The sequence below is a fragment of the Ruegeria sp. AM7 genome (genome assembly GCF_056535965.1).
The window spans coordinates 1692793-1715027 of sequence record NZ_JBQFJE010000003.1; the positions used below are offsets into that span (position 1 = coordinate 1692793).

Annotated in this window: 19 protein-coding genes; 13 read left to right on the forward strand and 6 right to left on the reverse strand. The window is 56.8% G+C overall.

Features of this window, described 5'->3' with window-relative positions; all coding sequences use genetic code 11:
- Positions 1-25: 25 nt before the first annotated feature.
- Positions 26-1594, reverse strand: coding sequence for a glycerol-3-phosphate dehydrogenase (gene glpD / locus ACR3EG_RS12395; RefSeq protein WP_480496125.1), 1569 nt, complete (start codon positions 1592-1594; stop codon positions 26-28).
- A gap of 202 nt (positions 1595-1796) precedes the next feature.
- Here glpD and ACR3EG_RS12400 point away from each other — a divergent pair, with 202 nt between their 5' ends.
- From ACR3EG_RS12400 to ACR3EG_RS12425, 6 genes are all read left to right on the forward strand, one after another.
- Positions 1797-2558 (forward strand): DeoR/GlpR family DNA-binding transcription regulator, encoded by a 762-nt coding sequence (locus tag ACR3EG_RS12400; protein ID WP_480496127.1) that lies wholly within the window; start codon positions 1797-1799, stop codon positions 2556-2558.
- A gap of 104 nt (positions 2559-2662) precedes the next feature.
- Entirely contained in the window at positions 2663-2818 is a 156-nt protein-coding gene (locus ACR3EG_RS12405; RefSeq protein ID WP_170352935.1) for a DUF5993 family protein, read from the forward strand.
- A 9-nt stretch (positions 2819-2827) separates the two neighbouring features.
- Positions 2828-3397, forward strand: coding sequence for a disulfide bond formation protein B (locus ACR3EG_RS12410; protein WP_480496129.1), 570 nt, complete (start codon positions 2828-2830; stop codon positions 3395-3397).
- Positions 3398-3431: 34 nt separating this feature from the next.
- Positions 3432-3794 (forward strand): DUF3302 domain-containing protein, encoded by a 363-nt coding sequence (locus tag ACR3EG_RS12415; RefSeq protein WP_480496131.1) that lies wholly within the window; start codon positions 3432-3434, stop codon positions 3792-3794.
- Positions 3795-3815: 21 nt separating this feature from the next.
- A complete protein-coding gene (locus tag ACR3EG_RS12420; protein ID WP_170750796.1) occupies positions 3816-4961 on the forward strand; it encodes an HlyD family secretion protein in 1146 nt (381 codons plus the stop codon).
- 11 nt (positions 4962-4972) lie between these two features.
- The gene (locus ACR3EG_RS12425; RefSeq protein ID WP_480496133.1) at positions 4973-6535 is read left to right on the forward strand and encodes an efflux transporter outer membrane subunit; all 1563 of its coding nucleotides are present in this window, start codon (positions 4973-4975) and stop codon (positions 6533-6535) included.
- A gap of 3 nt (positions 6536-6538) precedes the next feature.
- Here the strand turns inward: ACR3EG_RS12425 and mprF are convergent, their stop codons facing one another.
- On the reverse strand, positions 6539-9148 hold the full coding sequence (mprF, locus tag ACR3EG_RS12430; RefSeq protein ID WP_480496135.1) for a bifunctional lysylphosphatidylglycerol flippase/synthetase MprF: 2610 nt from the start codon (positions 9146-9148) through the stop codon (positions 6539-6541).
- 86 nt (positions 9149-9234) lie between these two features.
- Positions 9235-9663, reverse strand: coding sequence for an Lrp/AsnC family transcriptional regulator (locus ACR3EG_RS12435; RefSeq protein WP_480496572.1), 429 nt, complete (start codon positions 9661-9663; stop codon positions 9235-9237).
- An 86-nt stretch (positions 9664-9749) separates the two neighbouring features.
- Between ACR3EG_RS12435 and rocF the strand changes: the two genes are divergently transcribed.
- Positions 9750-10670 carry an arginase gene (gene rocF, locus ACR3EG_RS12440; protein ID WP_480496137.1) on the forward strand — a complete coding sequence of 307 codons (921 nt, stop codon included), beginning with the start codon at positions 9750-9752 and terminating at the stop codon, positions 10668-10670.
- Positions 10670-11713 carry an ornithine cyclodeaminase gene (locus tag ACR3EG_RS12445; protein WP_480496139.1) on the forward strand — a complete coding sequence of 348 codons (1044 nt, stop codon included), beginning with the start codon at positions 10670-10672 and terminating at the stop codon, positions 11711-11713. The genes rocF and ACR3EG_RS12445 overlap by 1 nt, the downstream gene beginning before the upstream one ends.
- A gap of 132 nt (positions 11714-11845) precedes the next feature.
- On the opposite strand, the gene ACR3EG_RS12450 is transcribed toward ACR3EG_RS12445, so the two are convergent.
- The 3 genes from ACR3EG_RS12450 to dctP all read right to left on the reverse strand — a co-directional run bounded on the left by ACR3EG_RS12450 (position 11846) and on the right by dctP (position 14959).
- Positions 11846-13249 (reverse strand): TRAP transporter large permease, encoded by a 1404-nt coding sequence (locus ACR3EG_RS12450; protein WP_209196515.1) that lies wholly within the window; start codon positions 13247-13249, stop codon positions 11846-11848.
- Positions 13250-13879, reverse strand: a complete 630-nt coding sequence (locus ACR3EG_RS12455) for a TRAP transporter small permease subunit (RefSeq protein WP_480496141.1) — start codon at positions 13877-13879, stop codon at positions 13250-13252. It abuts the gene before it with no gap.
- 63 nt (positions 13880-13942) lie between these two features.
- On the reverse strand, positions 13943-14959 hold the full coding sequence (dctP, locus tag ACR3EG_RS12460) for a TRAP transporter substrate-binding protein DctP (protein WP_480496143.1): 1017 nt from the start codon (positions 14957-14959) through the stop codon (positions 13943-13945).
- Between the two features lie 428 nt (positions 14960-15387).
- Here dctP and acs point away from each other — a divergent pair, with 428 nt between their 5' ends.
- From acs to ACR3EG_RS12485, 5 genes are all read left to right on the forward strand, one after another.
- On the forward strand, positions 15388-17352 hold the full coding sequence (gene acs / locus ACR3EG_RS12465; protein ID WP_480496145.1) for an acetate--CoA ligase: 1965 nt from the start codon (positions 15388-15390) through the stop codon (positions 17350-17352).
- Positions 17353-17359: 7 nt separating this feature from the next.
- On the forward strand, positions 17360-18043 hold the full coding sequence (locus ACR3EG_RS12470) for an adenylate kinase (protein ID WP_480496146.1): 684 nt from the start codon (positions 17360-17362) through the stop codon (positions 18041-18043).
- Positions 18044-18224: 181 nt separating this feature from the next.
- Positions 18225-18509 carry a DUF4212 domain-containing protein gene (locus ACR3EG_RS12475; protein ID WP_170352909.1) on the forward strand — a complete coding sequence of 95 codons (285 nt, stop codon included), beginning with the start codon at positions 18225-18227 and terminating at the stop codon, positions 18507-18509.
- 4 nt (positions 18510-18513) lie between these two features.
- Positions 18514-20298, forward strand: a complete 1785-nt coding sequence (locus ACR3EG_RS12480; RefSeq protein ID WP_480496148.1) for a sodium:solute symporter family protein — start codon at positions 18514-18516, stop codon at positions 20296-20298.
- Positions 20299-20408: 110 nt separating this feature from the next.
- Positions 20409-22232 (forward strand): DUF294 nucleotidyltransferase-like domain-containing protein, encoded by a 1824-nt coding sequence (locus ACR3EG_RS12485; protein WP_480496149.1) that lies wholly within the window; start codon positions 20409-20411, stop codon positions 22230-22232.
- Positions 22233-22235 lie beyond the last annotated feature (3 nt).

Consider the following 22235-nt stretch of genomic DNA (forward strand, 5'->3'; position numbering starts at 1 on the left):
CCGCCATTTGAGCGGGGCTTTTTTTCTAGCGGTTTTCGATCCAGTCTTGGATACGGGCGATCTGATCCTGCGTCAGCCTTAGGCCCAGTTTGTTGCGCCGCCAGACGATGTCTTCGGCGCTGCGCGCGTATTCCTTCTCGACCAGCCACTCCAGCTCTTTCGAGGTCAAATTCTCGCCGAAGTCTTCTCCCAAATCCTCGGCAGTTTGTGCGTCACCCAGAATTGTACGAGCCTCGGTGCCATACGCGCGCACCAAACGTTCTGCCCATGCCCTATCCAGAAACGCATAATCAGCTTCCAAACCTGCTATCAAATCCTGCACACCATCAACGGGAAAGTCACCTCCTGGCAGGGACACACCAGCCGTCCATGGCCCCGGCAGATCAGAGAAATGTTCTGCCACCTTCTCCATCGCGCCTTCAGCCAGCCGTCGATAGGTGGTGATTTTTCCCCCGAACACGTTCAAAATCGGGGCACCACCTGTCGCATCGACCTTAAGCGTATAATCACGGGTCGCAGCAGTGGCGCTGCTGGCCCCATCGTCATACAAAGGCCGCACGCCGGAATAGGTCCAGACGACGTCATCCCGCGTGATAGGCTGCTCGAAATACTTCGTCGCAAAGGTGCAGAGGTATTCCTGCTCGACCTCGGTGCAGACCGGCGGCTCTGATGGATTGGGGTGGTCCTGATCAGTGGTTCCAATCAGGGTAAAATCCCTCTCATACGGTATGGCAAAGATGATGCGGCCATCTTCGCCCTGAAAAAAGTAACACTTATCGTGGTCAAACAGCCTGCGCGTTACGATATGACTGCCTCGGACCAGACGAACCCCTTCACGAGAGTTCACACGTATCTTGGTCTGTATGATATCCCCGACCCACGGCCCGCCCGCATTGATCAACATCTTCGCGCGGACGACGCGGGTTTCATCGGTCCCTTTTTTGCGGATCGTGACGTGCCAGAGGTCCGCAACACGTTCGGCCGAAAGAACCTCGGTCCGCACCATGATATTTGCACCTCGGGCTTCGGCGTCACGGGCGTTCAATACAACCAGCCGGGAATCTTCGATCCAGCAGTCCGAGTATTCATAGGCTGTTTCAAACTTGTCTTTCAGCGGGGCACCTTCAGGCGCAGATCGCAGATCCAAAGAGGAGGTACCGGGCAAAATCTTGCGCCCGCCAAGGTGATCATACATGAACAAGCCCAGCCGGATCAGCCAGGCCGGACGACGCCCCCGCATCCATGGCATTACGGTGCTTAACAGCCGCGAAGTCGGTGTGTCCGAGTCGAACCGCATGTCCTCGTGATACGGCAGGACGAAGCGCATCGGCCAACTGATATGCGGCATCGCGCGCAGCAGTGTTTCGCGTTCAATCAGCGCCTCGCGTACAAGGCGGAATTCGAAGTACTCCAAATATCGCAAACCACCATGAAACAACTTGGTCGAGGCCGACGAAGTGGCCGACGCCAGATCGTTCATCTCGGCCAAGGTAACCGACAATCCACGCCCGGCCGCGTCGCGGGCAATGCCACAGCCATTGATCCCTCCGCCGATAATGAAAAGGTCGGCCACATCGTCTGTTTGCACTGTCATACCCGGTGAGTCCCGATGTTGAAAATCTGCCGCCATTAACCCGGTGAGACCTTGGGTCGTCAACGATATTTTTCGTTTATGTTCGCTTTAGCTCGCTCTTATTTGTCGCATTTCTGTACAAATTGCACATTCACCTGTTTCATAGGTTGATATTTTTCAAAAAGAGAAGAAAACCGAAAAAGCATTCCAACCGGAGGATCACGTGTCCCTTTCGTTTCGACAATCCGATATTCTGGAAATCGCCAAGCAAGATGGCCGTGTCGCGGTTGAAGACCTTGCCGCGCGTTTTGAGGTCACTGTTCAGACCATCCGACGCGACCTGTCCGATCTTGCAGACATGGGAAAACTGGATCGCGTTCACGGTGGCGCCGTGTTGCGGTCCGGCGTGTCAAACATCGGCTACGAGGATCGACGCGCCCTAAATGCCGAGATCAAGACCCGGATCGCGCAGTCCTGCGCGCGTGACATTCCAGACGGTGCATCGGTGTTCATGAACATCGGAACCTCGACCGAGGCGGTCGCGCGCCAACTTTTGTCTCACAAAGACCTCATGGTGGTGACGAACAACATGAACGTGGCCAACATACTTGTCGAAAACCCGTACTGTCAGATCGTGGTTGCAGGTGGCGTGCTGCGCCGGTCGGACGGAGGGCTGATTGGCAACCTTACGACCTCGACGATCGAGCAATTCAAATTTGACTACGCTGTGATCAGTTGCTCTGCGCTGGACGCCGAGGGCGACTTGCTGGATTTCGACTTTCAAGAGGTCCATGTCAGTCAAACGATCATAGCACAGGCGCGGCATGTCATGCTTGCGGCAGACAGTTCGAAATTCCAGCGCTCAGCACCAGCGCGCATCGCATCGCTGTCTGACGTGGATGTCTTCTATACCGATGCTCAGCTACAACGCAGCTTGGTCCAGAAATGCGCTGACTGGGGCACGCGATTGGAAATCTGCACCTGACCTCCACTTTAGGCGAACTTTGACCCTCAAGTTCTTGCCAGACGCGAGCTAAGCTGACAATATTTAAACATATTGCAATTCTTATGATTAGAGGGGTGCGAGACATGATCGCACTACTATTCGCGCTGCTTACAACAGCTATAGGGCTGATCTACTATCGGATGAAAAAGGCTGCCAACGCGGTTTTTTTCGTAACCCTGGCGCTGAGCGTCTACTGGTTTCGTTATCACGCGACCAGTCAATTGACCATTCAGCTTTAGGAGACGGCAGTGACGCCCGAACTGTCTCGCAGCCTAAACGCGATTGGGGGCCTAGCGGTTAGCCTGATACTGTTGCTGGCTTTCGTTTATCAGTTAGCCTTGTACGAACTGCCCTGCCCTTTATGCCTGTTGCAGCGCGTGGGATTCATGGCGGTCGGGGTCGGCTTGGCGCTAAACCTGATATACGGCGCGCAACCGCAACACTATGCGCTAATGCTGATCTCGGCGCTGTTTGGAATCAGTGTTTCGATCCGACAGATCTTTCTGCACATCGTGCCGGGAACCGGCCACTACGGCTCGCCCGTTCTCGGCTATCACTACTACACATGGGCCGCGGTCTGCTTTTTCCTGATCCTGCTGGGAACCGCCATTATGCTGTTGTTTTCGCGCCAATACACCGACGTGCCGAATGAGCAACCCCGATTTGGCGGCAATATACTGGCGAAAGTCGCATTCTTTACCCTATTGGGCCTCGGAGCTCTAAACACAGTGTCGGCCCTGCTGGAATGTGGTCCCGGTATCTGCGCTGACCCTCCGACAAGCTATAAATTGATTGACGAAGTGGATGCTAACAAATGAGGATGGGTCAACCTTCCCATAAGGAGGCACGAGCATGGGATTATTGGGGCAGCCACTAGGCTACTATGACTACCTGACATTTGTCGCGCTCATTTTGCTGCTGGCTGCAGTGATGGCACTGTTTTTGTTCATCATGGGACTGCCGGGGCGCATCGCGATCAAGCGCAACCACCCCCATGCCGAGGCCGTTAAGATCATGGGGTGGATGGGGTTTCTGGCGATCGTGCCTTGGGTTCACGCGTTTATCTGGGCCTTCCACGATGGCACCACTGTCGATATCCGCCGTATGCCCGATGACGAACGCGATGCGGTGCGCAAGGAAATCAAACGGTTAGGCGGAACTCTGACCGAAGAATACCGCGACCCGCTGGATCCTGAAGACAGTCAGAAAAGCTAAGGCCAAAGGAACTCTCACACTATGTTTGTCGCCCTAGGCATTACGCTTTTTTACCTCATTTTTGTTTGGCTGATCTTTTTCAAACTGCAATGGCTCAAATTCAATATTGCCTGGGGGATCGTCTCGTTCTGGGTGGGGGCGCATCTGCTGTTGATCTTTCTGGTGGCCCTGCGGTTCTTTCAGCCGTTTTCCATCGACAGCCATGTGATCCGCTCGACCATTCAGATCGTCCCCCGCCTGACGCAACCGACCATCCTGACCGAGGTACTGGTCGAGCCCAATACGCAGGTCAAAAAAGGCGATCCACTCTATCGCTTTGACGATACTGTCTTTTCGCTTGAGGTCGATGAAGCCAAAGCGCAATTGGTCGCCGCCCAGCAAAATGCGAAAATTCTGGAACAGGACGTGATCGTCGCCGCCGAAAATGTCGAGCGCGCAAACGCGCAGCTGGCTTATGCACTGACGCAGCAGACCCGCTATGAAAACCTGGTGCCCGCAGGTGGCGCACGGCAGGATGAGCTGGACCGTTGGAATGAACAGGTGACCGAGGATCAGGCCCAGATCAAAGAGGCCGAGGCCAATCTGGAAAAAGCACAACTGGCGCTGGATTCCCAAATTAACGGGGTCAACACAGGTATTCTGCAAGCACAAGCGCAGCTGGATAAAGCGCAGTATTTCCTGGACAACACGACGATTTACGCCCCTGAAGACGGCATGATCGTCTCACAGCAGGCACGTCCCGGCATGGTTGTGGGGGAAATCCGGCTGGGCGCCATTGCCAGCTTCGTCACCACGGATAATCCATATATCTTGGCCACTTACCGCCAACAGAACTTGAAATTCGTTGAACCGGGGCAAGAGGTTGAGGTGGCATTGGACCTTTATCCCGGTGAAATCCTCACCGGCAAGGTCGAGGCGATCTGGTGGGCCACTCGTCAGGGGCAATATCTACCTTCGGGCCGCCTGCCCGGCTTTGAGCTGCCCAAGCTGCCGGGCCGCATTGCGGTGCAAATCTCGGTCGATATTCCTGATGGTCACACCTTCCCCGCAGGCGGCCACGCGGCGGTTGCGATCTATACCGGTCAGGGCAAAAGCTTTGAGTTCCTGCGGCGCATCAACATTCGCCTCTACTCATTTGCGAACTTCATCCGCCCGCTGGATATCTGAGGACATAGCGCATGAAACGAACCCGCCTGACCCGCCAACTGATGGGCACCGTGCTATGCGCCGCCCTGTTGGCCGGATGCGCACCGGTAGGTCCGGATTTCGTGCGCCCGAACTCGCCGGTCGTGAAGGAATGGATCGAGGTTAACAGCCCCAGTGTCGGCCCCAGCGGTTTGACCTCGCGCAGCGCGCCTGTGGTCAAATGGTGGGAGACATTCAATGACCCCACTCTCAATAGGCTGATCAACGAGGCTTATGCTCAGAACCTCGACCTGCAAGTTGCCGGGGCTCGCGTATTGCAGGCCCGTGCGCAGTTGGGCATCGCGTTTGGCGAGCTTTACCCCCAGTCCCAAGCCATCGGCGCCTCGATCGAGCGGCGGCAAGTCAGCGAAAACCTTGGCCCAATTGCCGATATTCGCGAGATCATCCCGCTGGACACCGAGTTTTCGACATCGCAAGCCGGGTTTGACGCACAATGGGAACTGGACGTCTGGGGCCAGCAACGGCGCGGCGTGCAGGCGGCGCGGTCCAATCTTGCGTTGCAGGTGGCCAATTACGATGACGCGCTGGTGACGCTGACGGGCGATGTGGCCGCGCTCTATGTCAATATCCGCGCCCTGCAGGAGTCATTGGCGGTCGCACGGGACAATATACAACTTCAACAGGAATCGGCCGACCTGACCCAGTTGCGCTTCAACAATGGCGTCACGACTGAATTGGACGTGCAGGAATCCACTGCCCTTCTGAACAACACCAAGGCACTGGTGCCCGAGCTGGAAAGCGATCTGCAACAGACCAAGAATGCGCTGGCGGTTCTGCTGGGCACGACACCCTCGCGCATGACCAGTCTGTTGGGCAATTCCGGGCGTATCCCCTCGGCCCGGTCAAACGTCGCCGTAGGTGTTCCTGCCGAACTGCTACGCCGCCGTCCCGACGTGCGCGCAGCGGAACTGGCCGCAGCCACCCAATCGGCGCAGGTTGGGATCGCGATCGCAGACCTGTATCCGCAATTCATCCTGTCAGGCTCGATCGGCGTGCAGGCGTCCGGTGGGCGTGACCTGTTCACATCAGCCAGTTCAACCGGTCTGGCCAATGCGGGCGTGGTGTGGAACGTGCTGAACTATGGCCGGATCAAGAACAATGTCCGCGCGCAGGACGCCGCCTATCAGGCGTTGATCGCGAACTATCAGAACACCGTCCTGACCGCCTATTCCGAGGTTGAAAGCGCCATGGTCGCTTATACCCAATCGCGCAAGCAGGTAGGGTTTTATGAAAACAGCGTCGCTGCCTCGCGCCGCGCGGCCGAGATTGCTGTGGATCAATACCGGGACGGCATCGTGGATTATTCTCGCATCCTGAACACGCAGACGGCATTGCTGAATTCGCAAGCCAATCTGATCGAGGCGCGCCAGCAGGTGTCCAGCAATCTGGTTGCTGTTTACAAAGGTCTGGGCGGCGGTTGGCAGATCCGACAAAATCAGGAATTCCTGCCTGAAACGGTACTAGCTGAGATGGCCTATCGCACCGATTGGGGCGACCTGCTGGAACAAGACCCGACGCGCGCCAGCCTGAACTAAGGGCTATTTCGTCAGCCCTCGCAACCCGCCCGAGATCAGGATGTTCACTTCGTACAAGATGCGCGGAGCCGCCAGCCCACCGGGGCTGGCCAGATAGTTCGGGCTCCATTCCGGGTCGAATTTCTGTTTGAAACTGCGCAGCCCTTCAAAGTGATAGAACTGCTCGCCATGTTCATAGACGAACCCGCCGACCCGGTTCCAGAATGACGCCAGTTGCCGGTTCTCGATCCCTGAAAACGGTGCAGCGCCCAATGAGAACCACTGGAACCCCTGCTCGGCACCCCATGCCATCATCTCGGCAAATAGCGCGTCCATGACGAAGCTGGCGCTGTCAGGTTCATATCGCATCAAGTCCAGTGAGAGTTCCGATTTTTGGCCGCCCTGAAACAGGTTGGCGAAGGCCACGATCCGCCCGCCTTCGCTTTCACGCAACACGGCGTGGTCGAAATAGGACAGATAGTCGTCATCGAACCCGCCAAGCGCAAACCCCTTCTCCTCTCCGGCCTTCTGGGCCAGCCAGTCATCCGAGATTTTCCGCAGCTCTGGCAAAATAGGCGCAAGGTCTTCCTTGCGAATGATCTCAAAGACATAGCCCTCACGCTCAGCTCGGTTTTTCGCCTGCCGGAACCGTTTGCGCGATTTACCATCCAGCGAGAAATCCTTGAGTGGCACGCGGGCGACCTCACCGATTTTCAGGATCGACAGGCCAAGATCCAGAAAAGTCGGCAGGTATTTCGTCGAGACGCTGTAGAACGCGCACAGCTTGCCTTCGCGATCCGCCATCTCACGCAACTGCCAGATCAGTTGCTGCCCGGCTTTTTCATCTCCCACCGGCTCGCCCTTGGTGATCAGTGCGTTGCCGGTATCGGCATAGGCCAGAAACGCGCTGTCATCGGGGGCGATCAGGAACTGCTTGTCCCCGGTCAGGGAAATCTGGGATTCAGTATCCTCGCTCTCCATCACCAACCGTTCAACAACTGGGGGGATCTCGGTGCGTTCCGGCACAGGAATTTCGCGTCCGAACAGAGAGGTCACGGCCACGACCCCAAGGATTAATGCCACCACAAGACTAGAGCGCAAAAACCGCGAGGCGTCGCCGTTCCACGCGAATTCCCACCATAGGGCATTCTGATATTCGACATGGGAATAGGCAAACAGACCGATCCAGAAAATCACGGCCAACAGGGCCATGACGCTGACCAGCCACGGAATATTCAAACGAAAAATCGACGCGCCGCTCACCCGATAGAAGGCATCGCGGAACATGGCCAACACCCCAATCGTGGCCAACATGCTGATCGCTTCATGCGTATCCAACCCTTTCGCAATCGAGGCCCCAAAGCCAGCCACCATAAGCAACATCGCAACCACCCACGCGCGGTACAGCTTGCGGAAAAGGCCGCGCGACACCAGCAAAAGCAATACGCCCACCGCGCTACCGACCAGATGCGATGCCTCAACAAATGACAGCGGCAGGACATCCCGCAAAACCCCAAGGTTTTCACTGCTGGCTGGCAGAGCACCCGACACCAGCAAAACGACACCTGCAACCGCAGCAACGCCGGCTGCGACCATTGGAACGATGGGTCGGATAACGCGATACACCCACGTGGCGGCACCTGTGATGTGGTGCCGATGACTCAGCGCCGAGGCGACCGCAATCGAGAGGCTGGCGATCACGAAGGGCAGAAACGTGTAAACCAGACGGTACAGCAGCAATGCGGCGATCACATCCGAACGACCCGAGGCCCCCAAACCTGCGATCATGGTGGCCTCAAACGCGCCGATACCGCCTGGAGCGTGACTAACAATACCGACCGCGATTGCCGCAATGAATATGGTGAAGAAATACGGGAACCCGACGCCCAGATCACTGGGCATCAACGTATAAAGCACCATCGACGCGCCAAACAAATCCCCCAGCGCAGCAAGCGTCAGAAGACTGGCTAACTTGCCGTTTGGCAGGTTGAAGCCCACGCCCCCATAGGCCAGACGTCGCCCACCATTGGCAAGCCACAGGAACAGACCCAGCAATGCGGCAAGCATACACAGGCCGATCACCGTCTCGGTTGTGTCACTTATCGGAATAACCTTGGATATCCCATCAGGATGCAGCGTTAGAAGGATGCCCAAAAGAAGCACCATGCCTGACCAGAACGCAATCCACGAGGTCGCGATGACCCCCGCAACTCTGCTCAGATCCAGACCCAAAGATGCATAGATCCGATACCGGATCGCGGTCCCTGTAATATACGAGAACCCTAGGCAGTTCGACACGGCATATCCGCAAGCCCCGGCCATTCCCGCCACTGGCAATGGCACTTCGCCATCCGCCACGCTTTGCACAGCGAACACGTCATAAAGCGACAGCGACAGGAAGCTGACCATCGTCCAGCACAGCGCAAAAAGCATCAACTTCCAAGAAGTGTTAGCTACATCCGACTGCACATCGGACCATTTTACGTGCGAAGACAACTCGTGCAGGACAGTCAAAGCCACCAGCATGACCAGAACGGGGACCAGGATTTTAATCCAGGGGCGTTCCAGAAACCCGGCCACACGTTCAGCCAAACGAACAGCCCAGAGGTCTTGGCCGGTATCCTGATCGGTCATGTCTGTTCTCTGCTCTTTAGGTTTTGATTGCTTGCGTGCTGCAACAGTTTTACACAAATTCGTTGAACCTCAAAGCACTACGGCTCTTACATTCGGCCCTTACGCGTGGACAAAAGCAGATTGGTTTCTGATCGGGTGATCCCCTCCATCCGGCGGATTTGAAACAGGACTACGTCCAAGTCGGCCAAGGTATCTGTGCTGATCTCGGCTATGAGGTCCCAGCTACCGTTGGTTGAATGAACGGCGCGCACTTCGGGCATGGCTGATATACGGGCCATCGTACGCTCGGTGCCGCGGCCCTCGATCTCAAGCATCATTAAGCCACGAACCGGACTTTGGGCCACATCCTGTCGGGTCAGGACTGTGAAACCCACGATCTCGCCCGATTGCTTGAGCCGCTGCAACCGACTGCGAACAGTCGTGCGTGTTACGCCAAGCGTTTCAGCAAGTTCAGACAGGGATGCGCGCGCATCGCGATGCAGTGCACTTAACAGTCGATTGTCCAGTTCGTCCACGTCAGCTTTCCATTTCGAGATATCAAAGTTCTTTTTGAGCATTTTGATGACTTTTCGCAACCCACTATGACTGCGTAAATAAGCACATGAAAAACACAAATATCATACTGGTTGGCAGCCCTATGGATTCGGGTAAACGCCGACAGGGCTGTCGGATGGGCCCCGACGCCTATCGGGTCGCAGGGTTGCAGACCGCTCTCAACAGTCTTGGGCATGCTGTTCAGGATATTGGCGACGTCGTCCCCGACCAATTGGATGTGGCTGAAAATTCGCACCTATTCGCGCTGCCTGAATGTATCGGTTGGACCCGTGCATTGAACCGGGCTGCTCAAGACGCGGCCCAAAAGGGCATGCCGATATTCATGGGCGGAGATCACGCCCTGTCGATGGGGACCGTTTCTGGTATGGCCGAACACGCACAGAAGCTTGGCCGCCCCCTGTTTGTACTGTGGCTTGACGCACATAGCGATTTTCACACACCGCAGAGTACCGACAGTGGCAACCTGCACGGAACACCTGTTGCCTATTTCACCGGCCAATCGGGCTTTGAGGCTTTCCCACCGATCACTGCACCAGTCCCGACGGACCGAGTTGGCATGATTGGGCTGCGCTCGGTCGACCCTGCCGAACGGGCCCAGCTGGAAAAAGATCACGTCATGTTGGCAGACATGCGCAGCATCGACGAACACGGCATCAAAGCACCACTTATGGCCTTTCTCGAACGCGTTCGCACCGCAAACGGGATGCTGCACGTGTCGCTGGACGTCGACTTTCTGGACCCCTCCATCGCACCAGCTGTGGGAACGACCGTACCCGGTGGAGCGACCGAACGCGAAGCGCATCTGGTCATGGAGCTGCTGCACGAAAGCGGCCTTGTCTGTTCGCTTGACCTGGTCGAGCTCAACCCGTTTCTCGATGAGCGCGGCCGCACTGCAAAATTGATGGTCGATCTGGCCGCGTCCCTTCTGGGACGGCGCATCTTCGACCGACCGACCCGGAGTTTCTGATGACCCAACCGTCCGATAAAGCCCTCGTTCCATTTGTATCTGTCGACAACATGATGCGACTGGTGCACCACATCGGCGTGGAACACATGATCACTCAGATCGCGGCGCAGATCGAAGCTGATTTCAAAAGGTGGGAAAGCTTCGACAAGACACCGCGCATTCCCGCCCATTCCCCGCATGGGGTTATTGAGTTGATGCCCACCTCTGACGGCGAGGCGTATGGGTTCAAATACGTCAACGGCCATCCCAAAAACACATCTGAGGGCCTTCAGACCGTCACAGCATTTGGACTGCTGGCAGATGTCTACACCGGGTACCCTACCCTGCTGACGGAAATGACATTGCTGACAGCCTTGCGAACAGCGGCCACGTCGGCCCTTGTGGGTCGTTACCTTGCCCCCAAATCCGCCACAACGATGGCCATGATTGGAAACGGTGCGCAATCCGAGTTCCAATGCCTCGCCTTCAAGGCGATGTGCAACATCAACACCGTTCGCCTGTACGACACTGACGCCAACGCCACCGAAAAATGCGCCGCGAACCTCAAGAATTCAGGACTGACCGTTGTTCTCTGCAAAACGCCCGAGGATGCCATCGAAGGCGCGCAGATTATTACGACCTGCACAGCAGACAAGAAATACGCAACCATACTTACAGATAACATGGTTGGGCCCGGCGTTCACATAAACGCAATCGGAGGAGATTGCCCCGGAAAAACCGAACTCCACCGAGATATCCTTCTCCGCTCGGAGATTTTTGTCGAGTATCCCGAGCAGACAAGGATTGAAGGCGAAATACAGGCCTTGTCCTCGGATCATCCCGTGACCGAGATGTGGCAGGTCATGACCGGTCAAGCCACAGGCCGTAAAGACGACCGGCAGATTACACTGTTTGACAGTGTTGGCTTCGCAATCGAGGATTTCTCGGCGCTAAGGTTTATCAAAACCGCCATCGAAGGCACGAATTTCTATGAACCGTTGGACATGTTGGCGGACCCGGACGACCCCAGAGATCTGTTCGGCATGTTGATGCGCGCTGGCTAAACCGGGGGCGCTGCCCCCGCCGCCCTGCGGGCGACTCCCCCGAGGTATTTTTGGCCAGATGAAGCAAGGGATCCTATTTTCATCTGGCAGCAAATATCCCGAAGCGCGAGGCAGAGCCTCGCAAAGAGCTTTCTATCCCGCCAACGATGGTAAGTAGAGCACGATACCGGGAAACGCGACCAGAAGCGCGATAGTGACTGCGTCCGCGATAAAAAACGGTGTTACGCCCTTGAATACATCCTGAACGCTTAAATCTGGTCGTACGCCAGCGACAACAAAACAGTTAAGACCAATAGGCGGCGTGATCAGGCAGAACTCTGCCATTTTTACAACCAGTATCCCGAACCAGATCGCGCACATTGGACCAGACATACCAAAAGCGCTGTCAGCCGCGCTGACTGTCTCGCCCCCGTTCAAGGCCATCACCGCAGGGTAAACCACCGGCAAGGTCAACAGAAGCATCCCTATGGCGTCCATGAACATTCCCAAAACCGCATAGGCCAACAGGATGCAGATCAGGATCAACATGGGCGACATCTCAAGCGATGTGATCCAATCCGAGAATGCGCCGGGCAGATCCGCGAAACCGAGGAACCGAACATAGATCAGAACGCCCCAGATGATCGAGAAGATCATCGCCGTCAGTTTGGCTGTTTCCAGCAGCGCGGATTTCAGCTCAGTCCAACGCATTCCGTGAAACAGGGCAAAACAGAAGACGATGAAGGCTCCGATAGCGCCGCCTTCGGTGGGGGTGCCCCAGGCCTTGTCGCCAAATGGGTTGTAGACGAAGCAGATGATGATGAGGATCACGGCGACGATGGGGAACGCGCCGGGCAAAGCGGCAAAGCGCTGTTTCCAGGTGAACCCGGTTACGGGCGGACCGACAGATTTGAAAATAACCGCGATACCCACAATCAGCAGGCCGTATATGACTGCCGAGAATGCGCCCGGAATGAAACCCGCCAACAGCAGTTTCCCCACATCCTGTTCAACGATGATCGCGTAGATCACCAGAATCGCAGAGGGCGGGATCAGCGAGGCCAGCGTTCCGCCAGCAGCGACCACGCCGGCCGCGAATTGCTTATTATAGCCGACCTTCAGCATCTCGGGGATGGCGATGCGCGCAAACACGGCAGAAGTGGCGACCGAAGCGCCCGACACTGCCGCAAAGCCAGCCGTGGCGAAGACGGTGGACACCGCCAACCCGCCGGGCACCCAGGCGACCCATCGTTTGGCAGCTTCAAATAGCGCTCGGGTCAGACCTGCATAGTAGGCAAGATAGCCAATCAGGATGAAGGTCGGGATCAGGCTGAGCGTATGGGCGGCAACCTTGGAATGGGGCACTTGTCCCGCCGTTTTGACAGCCACGGTCAGTGCTTTGCCAAAGCGGTCGGGGTCATAGCCGAATTTGGCCCAGAAAATCCAGACCAGCCCAACCAAACCTGCCAAGCCTGCCGCAAAGGCCACGCGCATCCCAGTGACGACCAGAACCAGAAGGCCGCCTGTGACCCACAGGCCGATATCGATCGTGTCCATTTAGTCCTGCCCTTCGAATTGCTCGGCCTCGGCAGCCGCCTGGGCGGCGACATCCTGTATCAGAGGTACAGCTACGGGGTTTTCCAGCCCCAATACAAAAGCGCGACCATAGCCCCAGATTTGTAGGATCAGCCGCAGACACAGGACCGAAAACGCAACCGGAGCCAACAGTTTCGCAGGCCACAGCGGGATACTGATGTCGATTGAGCTGTCGCGGCTCCACAACGGTGCGCCGAAATCGAACGAGCGGTCGAAATGGGACCAGCTGCCCCAGACAAGGGCCAGCATCAGAACAAGGATCAATACGACCGAGATCAGCTCGAAGAGCCACAGCGCACGCCCGTGCAGGCGTGAGATGACGATATCCATGCGGATGTGCCCGCCATCCCGCTGGACAAAGGATATGCCAAGGAACGCGATCAGCGGCATGGCCTGTTCGATCCAATCCACATAGCCGGGCAAAGGTGCGTTAAACGCATTGCGCCCACTTACGGATACCACCGCCAGAACCATCAGCCCAAAGACAGCAACCCCGCTGATGAGCGCCAGGAACTTCTCCAATCGCAATAGATGATGATCCAGACGGCTGAGACGGCTGCCGTCTTCAAGCACCGTGGCCTGTCCTGCCATGCCGGTGTTCCCCTGTTGTCTTTATAGGTGTCCGGGCGCCGAACAGGCACCCGGACTTAGTGATCAGTTACCGCCGCGCTGTTGCTTCAATGTTGCCTGAACCAGATCATAGAGGTCTTGCGCAGGCAGACCCTGTGCTGACATGTCCGAAATCCACTGCTCGCGGATCGGATCAGCCGCTTTTGTGCGGAACTCCTCGATTACGGCATCGTCGATTTCAACTTTGGCGACGCCCTTCTCGGACAGGACGCTGTCCCATTGCTCCAGAAGGCCACCATAATTGGCGAGGTAATGGTCAATCGCCTCATCAATCGAGCTGTTCAGCGCCTCTCGGTGCTCGGCAGGCAGCGCTTCATAAGCGTCGATATTCACCACGACCGGGCAGTTCACCGTGCCGGGATTAAGGTTCGCGGTCCACCAATCCGCCTCGTTGATGGTGCCGAAGGACAGATGAGCGTGCTGGGCGAAGGCCACAGTGTCTACAACACCCGATTCCATCGCATTGAACGCCTCAGTCGCAGGAACCGAGGTCGGGACACCCCCAACCGCTTCGAACGCCTGACCCAGACCGCCGGTGGCGCGCACACGCATACCGTCAAAATCGGCCAGCTTGTCGCGCGGGTCACCCGTGCCGACAAGATTATACTGTGGCATGGGTGAGGTCATGATGATGCGCGCATTCCACTGTGCCATCTCATCTTTCACCGCCGGGTGATCGTAAACCGCGTGGCTGACGGCAACCTCTTCTTCAAGGTTGCTTACGCCCAGAAATGGGAGTTCAAGCACAGTGATGGCGCGGTTTTTGTCCCGGTGATAGCCAGCGCAGAACTGCGCCATCTCGAACGCGCCGATTTCAATGCCGTCCAGATTCTCACGCGGCTTGGACAAGCCCCCGTAGCTTACATTGATAGTGAATTCACCGCCGGTTTTTTCACTGACCAGCTCGGCCAGCTTTTCAACGTGCTCGGTAAAGGCGCGGCGTTTACCCCAGACCGAGGCGCTCCATTCGGTTGCCGCGGCCTCGGATGCGAAGGCAACGGTCAGGGCGGCGACAGCGGCACCGCTCAGCATCTTTTTCATTATGATCTCTCCCTTGTCTGCGCCCCTTGTCGAAGCGCTTGATGTCAAAGCTAGCGCCAACATCTGAGTGTGCCAACCCCCGGAAGATTTCGCGGAACCAAGATCATCAGATCAAGTGACCGCTAACACGCTAAAGATGAATTTCCGATGCCATTTTTGGGCCCAGCCAACGCAAACACGAAGATGGAAATCCGTTACAATTATCATCTTGTTATTAATAGATTATTATCAACATGATCCAAAAATGTTTTCATCTCAACGGCATTTAGAGAAATTTTTTTACAAACTAATCCATAGTTTCCGGTAATTTATTCCCTTGTTTTCTGTTCTCCGTATTATTCGGTATGGGGAGGAAGCGGGTCGACATTGTCAGTTTAGCAGGCAAAATTCGGCCCCACGAAATTTAGTCCAGAGGGAGGAGCCTCAGAATGACAACCGCTGCCCAGGCAGATGCCAAAACCTATCCGCCATCAGCAGACACTGTTGCCCGTGCACATGTCGATGCCGACAAATACAACGAGATGTATGCAGCCTCCGTCAACGATCCTGTTGCCTTCTGGGACGAACAGGGAAAGCGTATCGACTGGATCAAACCCTATTCCCAGGTCAAGGATGTCAGCTACGATTTCGGCTCGGTCGGTATTAACTGGTACGCCGATGGTACTCTGAATGTTTCGTCCAACTGCCTGGATCGCCACCTGAAAACCCGTGGAGATCAAACCGCGATCATCTGGGAGCCGGATGATCCAACTGATCCCGCTCAGCACATTACCTATGCCGAACTGCACCGTCGCACCTGCCGAATGGCCAACATCCTGGAATCAATGGGTGTGCGCAAAGGTGATCGAGTTGTCATCTACCTCCCGATGATCCCCGAGGCTGCTTACGCAATGCTGGCCTGTGCCCGTATCGGCGCAATCCATTCGATCGTGTTTGCCGGCTTCTCGCCCGATGCGCTGGCGGCACGGGTCAATGGCTGTGACGCCAAGGTCATCATCACAGCGGACGAAGCCCCGCGTGGCGGCCGCAAGACCCCGCTGAAATCCAACGCAGATGCGGCGCTGCTGCATTGTAAGGACACGGTGAAATGCCTCGTCGTCAAGCGGACTAACGGTCAAACCACATGGATCAACGGTCGCGACTACGACTACAACGAAATGGCGCTGGAGGCCGACGACTATTGCGCCCCCACCGAGATGAATGCCGAAGACCCGCTGTTCATTCTTTACACCTCTGGCTCGACCGGCCAGCCCAAAGGCGTCGTTCACACGACCGGCGGTTATCTGGTCTACGCCGCGCTGACCCATGAGGTAACATTCGACTATCACGAGGGTGATGTTTACTGGTGTACTGCGGACGTCGGCTGGGTCACAGGCCACAGCTACATCGTTTACGGTCCGCTGGCCAACGGCGCTACAACGCTGATGTTTGAAGGCGTCCCGACATACCCCGATGCGGGCCGTTTCTGGGAGGTTTGCGCGAAGCACAAGGTCAACCAATTCTATACAGCCCCCACCGCGATCCGCGCGCTGATGGGTCAGGGCAACGAGTTTGTCGAGAAGCACGACCTGAGCGACCTGCGCCTTCTGGGCACTGTCGGCGAACCGATCAACCCAGAAGCCTGGAACTGGTATAATGAGGTGATCGGCAAGGGCAAATGCCCTATCGTGGACACTTGGTGGCAAACCGAAACCGGCGGTCATCTGATGACCCCCCTGCCCGGTGCGCACGCTATGAAGCCCGGCGCGGCAATGAAGCCGTTCTTTGGCATTCAGCCAGTGGTTCTGGACCCGCAATCGGGTGTGGAAATCAGCGGCAACGGGGTCGAAGGCGTGCTGTGCATCAAGGATAGCTGGCCCGGTCAGATGCGTACCGTTTGGGGTGATCATGAGCGGTTCGAAAAGACCTATTTCTCGGATTACAAAGGCTACTACTTCACAGGTGATGGGTGCCGTCGGGATGAAGATGGCGATTACTGGATCACAGGCCGCGTCGATGACGTGATCAACGTCTCGGGCCACCGCATGGGCACCGCCGAGGTTGAAAGCGCGCTGGTTGCCCACGCCGCTGTGGCCGAAGCCGCCGTGGTGGGATATCCGCATGAAATCAAAGGACAAGGCATCTATTGTTATGTCACCTTGATGAATGATCGCACCCCCTCGGATGAGCTGCTGAAAGAACTGCGCACCTGGGTGCGGACCGAGATTGGACCGATTGCCTCGCCGGATGTGATCCAGTGGGCACCGGGCTTGCCGAAAACGCGCTCGGGCAAGATCATGCGCCGCATCCTGCGCAAAATCGCCGAGGATGACTTTGGCGCGCTGGGGGATACTTCGACGCTCGCCGATCCGTCGGTGGTCGAAGACCTGATTGAAAACCGCGCGAACAAGTGAGGATGTGATGGACGCTGCCACGATCACCACACCCGTCGTCCTTATCCTTCTCGGCCCTCCGGGTGCCGGGAAGGGTACACAGGCTCGTATGCTTGAACAGAAGTTCGGTTTGGTTCAACTCAGTACCGGAGACTTGCTGCGTGCTGCCGTCGCGGCCGGGACTGAAGCAGGTTTGGCCGCCAAAGCCGTGATGGAGGCCGGAGATCTGGTCAGCGACGATATTGTCATCGCGATCCTGCGCGATCGACTGGCCGAGCCGGACTGCGCGAAAGGAATCATCCTTGACGGCTTTCCTCGCACCACGGTTCAGGCACAGGCGCTGGACACTGTGTTGGCCGAATCTGGGCAAAAGATCAATTCGGCCATCAGCCTCGAGGTAGAAGACGCTGAAATGGTGATCCGGATTTCGGGTCGCTACACCTGCGGCATGTGCGGTGAAGGCTACCACGACACGTTCAAACTGCCCGCGGTTGAAGGAAAATGCGACAAATGCGGCAGCTCAGAGTTCAAACGGCGCGCAGATGATAACGCTGAAACTGTTGCGTCCCGGCTGACGGCCTATCACGCGCAGACGGCACCGCTGATTGACTACTATCAGGCCCAGGGTGTGCTGAAGGGTATCGACGCAATGGGCCAGATAGATGACATCTCAATCGACCTGCAAGGGTATGTGCAAGAGGTCATGACTTAAAGGGTGGATCAAAGCACAGGGCTTTAATCCTAAATCAGAATACTTCGAAGGAACTGCCTTGGCAGAACCGAGAAGTTTTACCTGACGTCACGGGGCGTTGGGCACAATCGCAAAGCGACCTGACGCACTTGAGGAGTTGTGTGCCAGGCCGTACGGCGAAAAAGCGAAGGAGGAACCCGCAATGGCGGATCAATCATCAAACTCCGCGCAGGCTGCCGAGTCCGACAAGGGCTATTGGCAGGCCAACCTGCGCCTAATTTACATCAGCCTTGTGATCTGGGCGCTGGTGTCGTTTGGATTCGGCATTCTGCTGCGTCCGCTGCTTTCGGGTATTTCCGTGGGTGGTACAGATCTGGGCTTTTGGTTCGCACAGCAGGGTTCGATCCTGGTCTTTCTGGTGCTGATCTTCAACTACGCCTGGCGCATGAACAAGCTGGACGCTGAATACGGCGTGGACGAGGAGTAACAGCATGGACCAGTTTACCATCAACCTGCTGTTTGTCGGCGCGTCTTTTGCGCTGTACATCGGCATCGCGATCTGGGCCCGCGCGGGGTCTACATCGGAATTCTACGCCGCCGGTCGCGGCGTTCACCCGGTCACCAACGGTATGGCGACAGCAGCGGACTGGATGTCAGCGGCCTCGTTCATCTCGATGGCGGGCCTGATTGCCTTTACAGGCTATGACAACTCGACCTTCCTGATGGGTTGGACCGGTGGCTACGTGCTTCTGGCTCTGCTGCTTGCACCTTATCTGCGTAAGTTCGGCAAATACACCGTCTCGGAATTCATCGGCGACCGTTTCTACAGCCAAACCGCACGTGTCGTTGCCGTGATCTGTCTGATCGTTGCATCGGTGACCTACGTGATCGGTCAGATGACCGGCGTTGGCGTGGCCTTTGGTCGTTTCCTTGAGGTGTCGAACACATCCGGTCTTCTGATCGGTGCCTGTGTGGTCTTTGCCTACGCGGTGTTTGGTGGGATGAAGGGTGTGACCTACACCCAGGTTGCTCAGTACTGCGTGCTGATCATGGCCTATACCATCCCGGCGATCTTCATCTCGCTGCAGCTGACAGGTACGCCGGTTCCGGCGCTGGGTCTGTTTGGTGACACCGCTGGCGGTGAGCCCCTGCTGACCAAGCTGGATGCCATCGTGACCGAGCTGGGCTTTGCCGAATATACAGCGCACCACTCGAACACGCTGAACATGGTGCTGTTCACGCTGTCGCTGATGATCGGTACTGCCGGTCTGCCGCACGTGATCATGCGCTTCTTCACCGTTCCCAAAGTGTCTGACGCACGTTGGTCGGCTGGTTGGACGTTGGTGTTCATCGCCCTGCTGTACCTGACTGCTCCGGCTGTTGGTGCAATGGCGCGTCTGAACATCACCGACATGATGTGGCCCAATGGTGGCATCGAAGGTGGCGCTGTCTCAGTCGAGGACATCGACAACGACCCGCGCTATGACTGGATGCAGACATGGCAGAAAACCGGTCTTCTGGATTGGGAAGACAAGAACGGTGACGGTAAAATCCAGTACTATAACGACGCGAATGCCGACCTGCAGGCAATTGCCGAGGAAAAAGGCTGGGTTGGAAACGAGCTGACCAAGTTCAACCGTGACATTCTGGTTCTGGCCAACCCCGAAATTGCCAACCTGCCGGGTTGGGTAATCGGTCTGGTCGCGGCTGGTGGTCTTGCGGCTGCTCTGTCGACCGCTGCGGGTCTGTTGCTGGCGATCTCGTCGGCGGTGTCCCACGACCTGATCAAGGGTGCGATCAACCCGCAGATCTCGGAAAAAGGCGAGCTTCTGTCGGCGCGTATTGCAATGGCCGTGGCGATTGCTGTGGCAACATGGCTGGGCCTGAATCCTCCGGGCTTCGCGGCGCAGACGGTGGCCTTGGCCTTCGGTCTGGCGGCGGCCTCGATCTTCCCGGCGCTGATGATGGGTATCTTCTCGACCCGCATCAACAACGCGGGCGCGGTCGCGGGTATGCTGGCCGGTCTGACCGTGACGCTGATCTACATCTTCCTGCATAAGGGCTGGCTGTTCATTCCGGGCACCAACTCTTTCACAGATGCTGATCCGCTGCTGGGTCCGATCAAGTCGACCTCGTTCGGGGCGATCGGTGCCATGGTCAACTTTGCCGTTGCCTACTTCGTGGCCGGTGCGACCAAGGAAACTCCGCAGGAGATCAAAGATCTGGTCGAAAGCGTCCGCATTCCCCGTGGCGCGGGTGCAGCTCAGAATAAATGAGCATGATGCGGCCCAAAGCCTACTTGCCAAAGGCCGCGTCTTTCGACTGACTACTCCCGCCCGGCACTCCACCGGGCGGGATTTTTAAACCGGAAACCGAGGAGTATTCCATGCCCCTGTCCCATGATGAGATCACCCGGTTTTTGAAATCCGTACACCCGTACGATGCCCTACCAGCGAATGTCTTGGATGCCATCGCACACCAGATCGAGGTGTGGGAGGTCGAAGAGGACTTCACGGTCTACAAACTGGGTCATTCTTTACCCGGTGTTTTTGTGATCTATGAGGGACAGATTGAGATCAAAGACCGAAACGATGTCGTCGTTTCGCATCTTGGTCTACGAAACTCATTCGGTGAACGCGGGCTATTGAAGGATGGCAAGGCAATCACCAAGGCACGCGCCGACGCCTCATCGGTACTGTTGCTTTTGCCTCCGGATCTGGTGCGCGAATTGATCGCCGGACATGAAGTCGTCGCAAAGTTCTTCAACCGCAGCCGCACCACACGCGCGGGACCACAGAGTCTGGCCACCAGTTCGATCGACGTTCTCATGGCGCGCAACCCAGCCACCTGCCCGCCTGACACACCAGTCCGCGAAGCCGCGCAGCTGATGCGCGACAAGCATATCTCATCGCTGTGCGTGACGGATCAGGACACTCTGCTTGGCATCGCAACCCTGCGCGACGTTTCCGGCAAGTTTGTCGCGGACGAAATGCCAGCGGACACGCCCGTTGCCGCGATTATGACCGCTAACCCGATTACCCTGTCACCTTCCGATATCGGCTCGGATGTTCTACATATCATGATGGAACGGGGGATTGGCCATGTCCCTATCTCCGAAGGTGGGCAGTTAGTCGGTATCGTCACACAAACCGACCTGACCCATTATCAGGCCGTCAATTCGGCCGAACTTGTGCGCCAAATCGCAGCCGCGGAGACAGCGCAACAGATGGCTGCGGTGACCGACGAAATCCCGCAGCTTCTGGTACAGCTTGTTGCCGCAGGAAACCGGCACGAGATCGTCACGCGCCTGATCACGGATATCGCTGACACAGCCACCCGTCGACTGTTAGCCTTGGCCGAAGCCAAGCTTGGCCCGCCCCCCGTTCCCTATCTGTGGCTGGCCTGCGGATCGCAAGGGCGGCAGGAACAGACTGGTGTTTCTGATCAGGACAATTGCCTGATGCTGGACGACAGCGTGACCGACAGTGACATGCCCTATTTCCATGCGTTGGCACAGTTTGTATCGGACGGGCTGGACACATGCGGGTACTTCTATTGCCCCGGCGACATGATGGCGACAAACCCGCGCTGGTGCCAACCGGTACAGGTGTGGCGCGACTATTTCAAAAGTTGGATCGCCAAGCCAAATCCCGAAGCACAAATGCTGGCATCCGTCATGTTTGACCTACGCCCGATCGGTGGCGCATTCGAGCTGTTCGACAAGCTGCAAGCCGATACGCTGGTTGCGGCCCGGGCGAATTCGATCTTTGTGGCGCACATGATTTCAAACTCATTGAAACACACGCCTCCGCTTGGCTTGTTACGGGGATTTGCGACGATCCGGTCAGGTGAGCACCGCAATACACTGGATCTAAAGCACAACGGTGTCGTTCCCGTCGTCGATCTGGCCCGGATATACAGCTTGCAAGGCAAGCTTCCCGAGGCGAACACGCGCGCGCGTTTACGCGCGGCTGGAGCGGCAGGTGTACTAAGCGAGTCCGGAGCGCGAGATCTGCTGGATGCATATGATCTGATTGCTGAAACCCGGCTGGAACACCAGGTGCGGCTTGTAAAAAGTGGCGAAAAGCCGGACAACTTCATGCCACCCTCGGCCCTGTCCGATTTCGAACGCAGCCATCTTCGGGACGCGTTCGTCGTGATCAAGACGATGCAATCGGCGGTGGGACACGGAAAAGGTATGCTGGGTTGAACC

Excerpts from the sequence above, each read along its gene's own strand:
- glpD (WP_480496125.1), bottom strand. The coding sequence starts at position 1,594 with ATGACAGTGCAAACAGACGATGTGGCCGACCTTTTCATTATCGGCGGA.
- ACR3EG_RS12405 (WP_170352935.1), top strand. The coding sequence starts at position 2,663 with ATGATCGCACTACTATTCGCGCTGCTTACAACAGCTATAGGGCTGATC.
- ACR3EG_RS12415 (WP_480496131.1), top strand. The coding sequence starts at position 3,432 with ATGGGATTATTGGGGCAGCCACTAGGCTACTATGACTACCTGACATTT.
- ACR3EG_RS12420 (WP_170750796.1), top strand. The coding sequence starts at position 3,816 with ATGTTTGTCGCCCTAGGCATTACGCTTTTTTACCTCATTTTTGTTTGG.
- ACR3EG_RS12425 (WP_480496133.1), top strand. The coding sequence starts at position 4,973 with ATGAAACGAACCCGCCTGACCCGCCAACTGATGGGCACCGTGCTATGC.
- mprF (WP_480496135.1), bottom strand. The coding sequence starts at position 9,148 with ATGACCGATCAGGATACCGGCCAAGACCTCTGGGCTGTTCGTTTGGCT.
- rocF (WP_480496137.1), top strand. The coding sequence starts at position 9,750 with ATGAAAAACACAAATATCATACTGGTTGGCAGCCCTATGGATTCGGGT.
- ACR3EG_RS12445 (WP_480496139.1), top strand. The coding sequence starts at position 10,670 with ATGACCCAACCGTCCGATAAAGCCCTCGTTCCATTTGTATCTGTCGAC.
- ACR3EG_RS12450 (WP_209196515.1), bottom strand. The coding sequence starts at position 13,249 with ATGGACACGATCGATATCGGCCTGTGGGTCACAGGCGGCCTTCTGGTT.
- ACR3EG_RS12455 (WP_480496141.1), bottom strand. The coding sequence starts at position 13,879 with ATGGCAGGACAGGCCACGGTGCTTGAAGACGGCAGCCGTCTCAGCCGT.
- dctP (WP_480496143.1), bottom strand. The coding sequence starts at position 14,959 with ATGAAAAAGATGCTGAGCGGTGCCGCTGTCGCCGCCCTGACCGTTGCC.
- acs (WP_480496145.1), top strand. The coding sequence starts at position 15,388 with ATGACAACCGCTGCCCAGGCAGATGCCAAAACCTATCCGCCATCAGCA.
- ACR3EG_RS12470 (WP_480496146.1), top strand. The coding sequence starts at position 17,360 with ATGGACGCTGCCACGATCACCACACCCGTCGTCCTTATCCTTCTCGGC.
- ACR3EG_RS12475 (WP_170352909.1), top strand. The coding sequence starts at position 18,225 with ATGGCGGATCAATCATCAAACTCCGCGCAGGCTGCCGAGTCCGACAAG.
- ACR3EG_RS12480 (WP_480496148.1), top strand. The coding sequence starts at position 18,514 with ATGGACCAGTTTACCATCAACCTGCTGTTTGTCGGCGCGTCTTTTGCG.
- ACR3EG_RS12485 (WP_480496149.1), top strand. The coding sequence starts at position 20,409 with ATGCCCCTGTCCCATGATGAGATCACCCGGTTTTTGAAATCCGTACAC.